This window comes from Pedobacter sp. (genome assembly GCF_045628745.1).
In the GTDB taxonomy this organism is placed as follows: Bacteria; Bacteroidota; Bacteroidia; order Sphingobacteriales; family Sphingobacteriaceae; genus Pedobacter.
Genome location: NZ_JAZQPU010000344.1, coordinates 1 through 8,834 on the forward strand (window position 1 = coordinate 1; position 8,834 = coordinate 8,834).

The following is an 8,834-nucleotide window of genomic DNA, read 5'->3' on the forward strand; positions in this document are numbered from 1 at the left end:
TAAAGAAAACTCCATACCGCTGCTGGCAGGAGAGGTAGTGCATGCTGAGCAGGGTGGCGTTTGCGCAAGCATGAATAACATCATTGCACAACTTCCTCAAGCTATTCCAAATTCATATGTCATCTCTTCAAAGGGATGTACCGTAGCTAAAGATCATTTGCATTTTGATGCTGCAGGCTACAGAGAGCTGGGAAAGCGCTACGCTAATCAAATGTTAACCTTATTAGGAACACCTGTCAGAAAATAGCAATCATAACAATGGTTTGCTCAATTTGATTGGTGGAAATTTAATGAATAATGTAGACTTAATTAATAATTAAATATGATATGAAATTAAAAACTTTTGTTATTTTGATCTCGCTAGGCTTGTTAATTCAGCACAAGTCCATGGCTCAAAACCCTATCATTAAACATCTGTTTACTGCTGATCCTGCTCCCATTATATACAAAGACACTGTTTTTTTGTATACCGGACAAGATACGGCGACTGTTAGTGATACGAACTATAAAATGCCTGCATGGCATATCTTTTCCTCTACGGATATGGTTAACTGGAAAGACCGCGGTGCCTTATCGCCAGAAATTTTCTCCTGGTCGGCAGGGGATGCTTACGCCTCACAATGCATTTACAGAGATGGTAAGTTTTATTGGTTTGTTTCTACACAGCACAAAAAGAATGCAGATAGCAATGGCGGTTTTGCCATTGGTGTTGCCGTGTCTGATAGCCCAACAGGTCCATTTAAGGATGCTATTGGTAAAGCATTAGTGACAAATGACATGACGCTTGATATGAAGCACAGCTGGGATGATATAGATCCTACTGTATTTGTAGATGACAATGGTCAGGCTTATTTATATTGGGGAAATGGTAGTTGTAAATGGGTGAAACTTAAAAACAATATGACCGAACTTGATGGGCCTATTACTGTTTTTAAGCCTCAAAATTATATTGAGGGTCCATGGGTATATAAAAGAAATGGTCATTACTACCTCATCTATGCCGGTGCGGGTACAAAACCTGAAATGATTGAGTATTGTATGTCTACAAGTCCTGAAGGCCCCTGGGTTTATAAAGGCATTATTCAAGGCAATGTACCTAACAGCTTCACCACGCACCCCGGTATTTTAGATTTTAAAGGCAAATCTTATTTCTTTTACCACAATGGCACATTACCTACAGGCGGCAGTTATCGCCGGTCCATCTGTATAGATGAAATGCATTATAATGCTGATGGAACGATTCAGAAAATAGTAGAAACGACTAAAGGTGTGGCTAAGGTTAAAAAATAAACCGCTAATAAACCAAATATGATTAAATTGAACAGACTAAAACGCATTAGGCAACTGTTTCTAGTTGGCGCTTTCTTTTTATTTAACAAGCCAGTTTTTTCACAAGGCATAGTAGAACCCGCTGCTGTAGGTTTTGATGTGGAGAAGGTTGATATTCCACATGGTCAAATCGACACCATCACTTATTATTCTAAAACTGTTGGTAATAATAGAAAGGCCATTACCTATACACCACCCGGCTATTCAAAAAATAAAAAATACCCAGTGCTGTATTTGCTGCATGGTATTGGTGGCGATGAAAAGGAATGGTTGAATGGCGGCAAGCCTCAGGTCATCCTGGATAACCTTTATGCAGCAGGAAAATTAGAGCCCATGATCGTGGTGATGCCTAATGGTCGGGCCATGAAAGACGATCGCGCTATTGGGAATATCATGTCAAAAGATAAGGTGGATGCATTTGCAGCCTTTGAAAAAGATTTATTAAATGACTTGATACCTTTTATTGAAAAGAAGTTTAGCGTGTATAAAGATAGAGAGCATCGTGCAATTGCCGGGTTATCTATGGGTGGAGGCCAATCTTTAAACTTTGGTTTAGGTAACCTGCAAAAATTTGCATGGGTAGGAGGTTTTTCATCTGCCCCAAATACCAAAAAGCCTGAAGAACTGGTTCCAGACCCTGAAAAGGCAAAAGCTATGCTGAAGGTATTGTTTATCTCTTGTGGGGCCAGCGACAATTTAATTGCCAATAGCGAGCGTACGCATCATTACCTTATTAAAAATAACGTGCCGCATATTTATTTTATTGAACCGGGGGTACATGATTTTAAGGTATGGAAAAACGGATTATACATGTTCTCTCAATTGTTGTTTAAACCTGTAGATACTGCTGCATTTTCTAAATACCCAGTAAGTGGAGCACCTGCTTCAACCAATATTGGTTCAAACAAGTATCCACAAATATTGTCAGACCACCGTGTGGTATTCAACATGAATGCGCCAGGGGCAAAAAAAGTTCAGGTTGATTTAGGAAAAAAATATGATATGATCAAAGATGATGCTGGCAATTGGACTGTTACCACAGATTCAATAAGCGAAGGATTTCATTATTATTCCTTAATCATAGATGATATCCCTGTAGCTGATCCATCAAGCAAAACCTATTATGGAATGGGTAGAATGGCAAGCGGTATCGAAATTCCTTTTTCTGGAGGAGGGTATTATGCTTTAAAAGATGTTCCTCATGGCGATATCCGCATTCAAAAATATTATTCAAAAGTCATGAATGCCTGGCGTCAGGTCTATATTTATACGCCACCAGGCTATAATGCCCAAATTAATGAAAAATATCCGGTATTATATATTCTCCATGGCGGTGGTGAAGATGAAACTGGTTGGGCCAGTCAAGGAAAAGCAGACTTGATATTGGATAACCTTATTGCTGCTCGGCAAGCAACACCCATGCTCATTGTCATGCCAGATGCTAACGTCGGTGCCATGGCTTTTGATGAAGGCGGCTTGAAAATTTTTGAAGCAGAGTTAAAAGAAGTACTCATCCCCTTAGTAGAGAAAAATTACCGTACAAAGAGTGGCGGAATGAACCGGGCTTTAGCGGGTCTTTCTATGGGCGGTATGCATACGCTTTATGCTGGCTTAAGAAATACAGATCTGTTTGCTTATTTAGGTGTTTTCAGCTCTGGATGGGTAGTTCCACGTCAAAATGCTATTGCAGAAAGGCAATATGCATTTATGAAAACCAATAAAGACAAAATTAATACTAACCTTAAACAATTATGGATTGCGATGGGAGGCAAAGAGGATATTGCCTACAATAATTGCCAGCTCATGGTTGACCAGTTCAGGAATTTAGCTGTTAATTTTTCTTACCAGGAATATCCAGGTGGTCATACCTGGCCTGTATGGAGAAATAACCTTTACAATTTTGCTACCTTATTGTTTAAGTAGGTTGTGCTCATCGCAAACCCAGGTCAATAGCTTTAAAATAAATTTAATGAGGGTAAAAATGCATTTTTCTTATATTGGTTTAGTGTTTTTACTATCCACTTTATCGATTGCTTCTTTAAAAGCCCAACAACAGGGGAGCTCAAATTTAAAGCTTTGGTATCAACAACCATCGGGTACAACCTGGGAAAATGCTTTGCCAATAGGCAATGGAATGCTTGGCGCTATGGTTTATGGTAACGTAGATCAGGAAACCATAAAATTAAACGAACATACACTGTGGAGTGGAAGTCCGAATCAAAATGATGTTCCTGAAACATTAGCTTCCCTGGTTCAAATACGTCAGTTGCTATTTGAAGGTAAACATACAGAGGCGGAAAGCTTGTCAAATAAAGTGATGTTTGGCAAGAAATCTTCAGGGCAGATGTTCCAGCCCGCGGGTAACCTGCATTTGAAGTTTTCTGGACATGAAGTGTATAAACATTACCACAGAGCGTTAGATATCGAAAAAGCCATCGCAACAACTACATATACCGTTGGGGATGTTACTTATACAAGAACCGCATTGGCATCATTTGCTGATCGGGTTGTGGTGTTTCACATCATAGCAAACAAGCCATCACAAGTTTCTTTTACTGCGTCTTTTACAACGCCACATCAAAGAAAGTCCATTCAAACAACAGCTGAAAATGACTTTGTCTTGAAAGGTTTAACAAGTGACCATGAAGGGGTTAAAGGATTGGTGAGGTATGAAGTTATAAGTAGGATTAAAAACGATGGGGGTAATGTTACCTCAACGGATAGCACTATTAGTGTTAAAGGAGCTAATGCTGTTACTATTTATATTTCCATTGCTACAAATTTTAAGAATTACAAAGATATCAGTGGTGATGAGCATCAAATGGCGGTCAAATATCTTGATCATGCTTCTTCTAAATCATTTAAAACGATTTTAAATACACATATACTTGCTTACCAAAAATATTTTAATCGTGTCAGGATAGATTTAGGGACAACCGAATCAATGATATTGCCTACAGATAAAAGATTGATTAATTTTAGAAATGTATTTGACCCACAATTTGTAGCGTTGTATTACCAATTTGGACGTTATTTATTAATCAGTTCATCACAGCCTGGAGGGCAGCCAGCTAATCTGCAGGGAATTTGGAATGACAAACTAAACCCGCCGTGGGATAGTAAGTATACCATAAATATCAACGCACAAATGAACTACTGGCCGGCGGAGCCTACAAATTTGGCGGAGTTACATGAGCCATTTCTTAGAATGGTGAAAGAAATGGCTGAAACAGGTACACATACGGCTAAATCAATGTATGGGGCTAGGGGCTGGGTGGCTCATCATAATACAGATATCTGGCGTATTACCGGACCTGTTGATGGCGCACAATGGGGCATTTGGAATGGTGGCGGAGGTTGGACCAGTCAACATTTATGGGAGCATTATTTATACAGTGGAAATAAAGACTTTCTTAAACATGCTTATCCGATATTAAAGGGAGCCGCTGTTTTTTATAAAGATTTTCTGGTGGAACATCCACAATACAAATGGCTGGTGGTTAATCCGGGTACATCTCCTGAAAATGCGCCACAAGCACATGGAAACTCCTCCCTGGATGCAGGTACAACAATGGATAACCAGATTGTATTTGACGTTTTTACTTCTACCATTAAGGCAGCAAGAATGCTTCATCTAGACCCAGAGTTTGTAGATAGTTTAATACAAATGCGTAATCTTTTGCCTCCTATGCATATTGGAAAATATGGCCAATTGCAGGAGTGGCTGGATGATGTAGATAGCCCTGATGATAAGCATCGTCACATTTCTCATCTGTATGGTCTTTTCCCATCTAACCAAATATCGCCTTATCGCACGCCTTTATTGTTCTCTGCTGCCAGAAACACCCTTTTGCAGAGAGGCGATGTATCCACGGGCTGGAGCATGGGATGGAAGATTAATTGGTGGGCAAGAATGCAGGATGGCAACCGTGCCTATAAACTCATTCAAAATCAGCTTACTCCATTGGGTGTTAACACTGATGGAGGTGGCACCTATAATAATTTGTTTGATGCACATCCTCCGTTTCAGATCGATGGCAATTTTGGTTGTACATCTGGCATCACGGAAATGCTCATGCAAAGTTCGGATGGAACATTGCATTTGCTTCCTGCACTTCCTGATGTATGGCAACAGAAAGGTAGCATTAGCGGATTGAGGGCGCGTGGCGGTTTTGAAGTATTGACCCTGGCGTGGTTAGATGGAAAAGTGGTTAAGGCCATCATCAAATCTACAATTGGTGGCAACCTCCGTTTAAGATTACCTAATCAAATGAAATTAAATACAGCGGTTTTAAAAAAGGCTGAAGGAGAGAACCAGAATCCCTTTTATTCAGTAGAAGAAACTCCTGATGCTATCATTTCTGCAAAGGCTAATATTTTATTACCTGTTTTAAAGCAGACTTTTATGTATGATATTTCTACACAACCAGGTAAAATATATACACTTATTAACTAATGCTTGAAGTAAAAAACAATGAAAAATGGTGGCTTTGCACCTGCTTTTATATGAATTTTAACCTCCTTAAATTATAACTCAGAAGTATGAAAAAATATGTGGTTCTTATTGCTTTAGCTTTTGTAGGTAGCCAGCTTTTTGCGCAGCAAAGAAAAGCACAAAACCCTGTTGTTTTTGCAGATGTACCCGATATGTCTATGGTACGTGTGGGCGATGCTTATTATATGAGCAGCACAACGATGCACATGAGCCCCGGTTTACCAATTATGAAATCTAAGGATCTCGTTAACTGGAGTATCGTGAGTTATGCCTACGATACGCTGGCAAATATGGACGAACTCAACTTAACAAATGGGAAGAGTGCTTATGGACATGGTACTTGGGCAAGCAGCATCCGTTACCATCAAGGTACATTTTATGTCAGTACCTTTGCACAGACCACGGGAAAGACTTATATCTATAGCACAAAAAACATAGAAAAAGGGCCATGGAAAGTAACTTCTTTTAAACCAAGTTACCATGATCATTCTTTGTTTTTTGATGATGACGGCAAAGTTTATATGCTTTATGGTGCGGGAAAAATTAAATTGGTAGAACTAAAGTCTGATTTATCAGGCATCAATGTTGATGTTCCCGAACGCGTCATTATAGAAAATGCAAGCCTTCCTTCTGGTGAAAACATTGGCTTGCCCGCTGAGGGCTCACAGCTGTTTAAAATTAAGGGTAAATATTACCTCTTTAACATCACCTGGCCAAGAGGTGGTATGCGAACAGTTGTGGTACACAGGGCTGATCAAATTACTGGTCCTTATGAAGGGAAGGTTGCTTTGCAGGATATTGGAGTGGCTCAGGGCGGCTTGATTGATAAGCCTAACGGGGAATGGTATGCTTATCTTTTCCGTGATTTCGGTGCTGTAGGTCGTATTCCTTATTTGGTGCCTGTAAAATGGCAGGATGGCTGGCCAATAGTAGGTGTCAATGGTAAAGTGCCTCAAACGCTTGATTTGCCTGTAAGTAAGGGCCTGATCCCCGGCATTGTTGCCTCTGATGAGTTTAACAGGAAAAAAGGTGAGGCAGATTTGCCCTTGGTTTGGCAATGGAACCATCAGCCTGACGCAGCCCTTTGGTCGCTGAAAAAAAGAGCAGGTTATTTAAGGTTAACAACGGGTAGAACGGATAGCAACTTTTTATCGGCTAGAAATACTTTAACCCAACGCACTATTGGCCCTTTTTCTTCAGGCCTTACTGCAGTTGATGTTGCTGAAATGAAAGACGGTGATTTTGCAGGAATTAGTGTGCTGCAGAAAAACTACGGTTTAACAGGTGTCAAGGTAGAAGGTAACCGTAAATATATTGTGTTTGTTGATGCAGGTGCGGGTAAACCAGTTGAATCAGAACGACTGGAACTCAACCAAAATAAAGTCTTTTTCAAAATAGATTGCGACTTCTTTGAAAAGAAGGATTTAGCCAGCTTTTTTTATAGTCTTGATGGAAAGACCTGGAAAGCCATCGGTAAACCCCTAAAAATGGCCTATACCATCCCTCATTTTATGGGTTACCGCTATGGCCTGTTTAATTATGCAACCAAACAGATAGGTGGTTATGCTGATTTTGATTATTTCCGTATTTCAGCGGATCAACATTGATCTGCTAGCTAGTTTTATCTTTCCTTAATTTTATTTAACTCCATAAAAATCATGAAAAAAGGTGCTTTAATTATATGTTCGTGCTTGTTAACTCTTCTATTTGCCTCCTATACAAATGATCAGTATAAACCCTCCTCACTTAAAGATGCTTTTAAAAATAAGTTTTATATAGGGGTAGCCTTAAACCTCAGGCAGATCTGGGCTAAAGATACTGCTGGTTTAGCTATTGTAAAAAAACATTTTAATTCCATCGTAGCAGAAAACTGCATGAAAAGTATGAATCTTCAGCCCAAAGAAGGTCAGTTTCAGTTTAGAGATGCTGATCAATTCGTAGCATTTGGAGAGCAAAACAACATGTATATCATCGGACATACCTTGATATGGCACTCCCAAACACCCCGATGGTTTTTTGTGGATGAGAAAGGTAACGATGTTTCCCGAGAAGTGCTCATTCAACGGATGAAAAGCCACATCACAACTGTGGTCAGTCGGTATAAAGGACGTGTCAAAGGCTGGGATGTTGTCAATGAAGCAATATTGGATGATGGCTCCTACAGAAAAAGTAAGTTTTACACCATTATCGGGGAAGATTTCATCCGCCTGGCCTTTGAATTTGCCCATGCTGCGGATCCGGATGCTGAACTTTATTACAATGATTTCTCCATGTCCGTGGAAGGGAAGCGAAATGGGGTTGTCAAAATGGTCACTCAACTAAAAAATCAGGGTGTTAAAGTGACCGGTGTAGGGATGCAGGGGCACCTGGGACTAGATTACCCCACCCTTGGTGACTTTGAGAAAAGTATCCAGGCTTTTTCTGCTACAGGCGTAAAAGTGATGATTACCGAACTTGACATCACCGTTTTGCCTAACCCCGGACAAAACAGGGGTGCTGAGGTAAACCTGAATTATGACTATAAAAAAGCGATGAATCCTTATGCCGATGGCTTGCCAAAAAGCGTAGAAATGAAGTTGCAACAGCGCTATGTTGATTTCTTCAGGCTCTTTTTAAAACATCAGGAAAAGATCAGCAGAGTTACCCTGTGGGGCGTTACTGATGAAGATTCATGGCGAAATAATTGGCCTGTATTTGGCCGTACTGATTATCCGCTGCTGTTCGACAGACAATTTAAAGCAAAACCTATGGTTGAAATGATTGTAGGAATCTCTAAAAAGTAATCCCATAGGCTTTAAAAGTCTCTACATCATAGAAAACCACAAATCATCTCATTCTTTAAACACAGGAAGGCCTTATCATTGAAAGAGAGGGCACTGAAAATGTAGACATAAAAATAGTCTATTAAAAAAAAAGCGGATGAACAGATCTTAAGATGTTCATCCGTTTTCTTTTTTTGCTTTATTCATATTTCTTGATGATCTCGTTTCTAAGTTTGCTGTCGAGAACT

Annotated in this window: 6 protein-coding genes; all 6 read left to right on the plus strand. The window is 39.8% G+C overall.

Annotated elements, in window-relative coordinates:
* The coding region (locus tag ACR2F7_RS12550) for a sialate O-acetylesterase (RefSeq protein ID WP_432713900.1) at positions 1-247 on the plus strand (247 nt) is incomplete at its 5' end.
* Positions 248-327: 80 nt separating this feature from the next.
* Positions 328-1,290 carry a glycoside hydrolase family 43 protein gene (locus tag ACR2F7_RS12555; RefSeq protein WP_432713901.1) on the plus strand — a complete coding sequence of 321 codons (963 nt, stop codon included), beginning with the start codon at positions 328-330 and terminating at the stop codon, positions 1,288-1,290.
* A gap of 18 nt (positions 1,291-1,308) precedes the next feature.
* Positions 1,309-3,252, plus strand: a complete 1,944-nt coding sequence (locus tag ACR2F7_RS12560; RefSeq protein ID WP_432713902.1) for an alpha/beta hydrolase-fold protein — start codon at positions 1,309-1,311, stop codon at positions 3,250-3,252.
* Positions 3,253-3,298: 46 nt separating this feature from the next.
* Entirely contained in the window at positions 3,299-5,785 is a 2,487-nt protein-coding gene (locus tag ACR2F7_RS12565) for a glycoside hydrolase family 95 protein (RefSeq protein WP_432713903.1), read from the plus strand.
* Between the two features lie 86 nt (positions 5,786-5,871).
* Positions 5,872-7,431 (plus strand): glycoside hydrolase family 43 protein, encoded by a 1,560-nt coding sequence (locus ACR2F7_RS12570; RefSeq protein WP_432713904.1) that lies wholly within the window; start codon positions 5,872-5,874, stop codon positions 7,429-7,431.
* Positions 7,432-7,482: 51 nt separating this feature from the next.
* On the plus strand, positions 7,483-8,607 hold the full coding sequence (locus ACR2F7_RS12575; protein WP_432713905.1) for an endo-1,4-beta-xylanase: 1,125 nt from the start codon (positions 7,483-7,485) through the stop codon (positions 8,605-8,607).
* Positions 8,608-8,834: the final 227 nt, after the last annotated feature.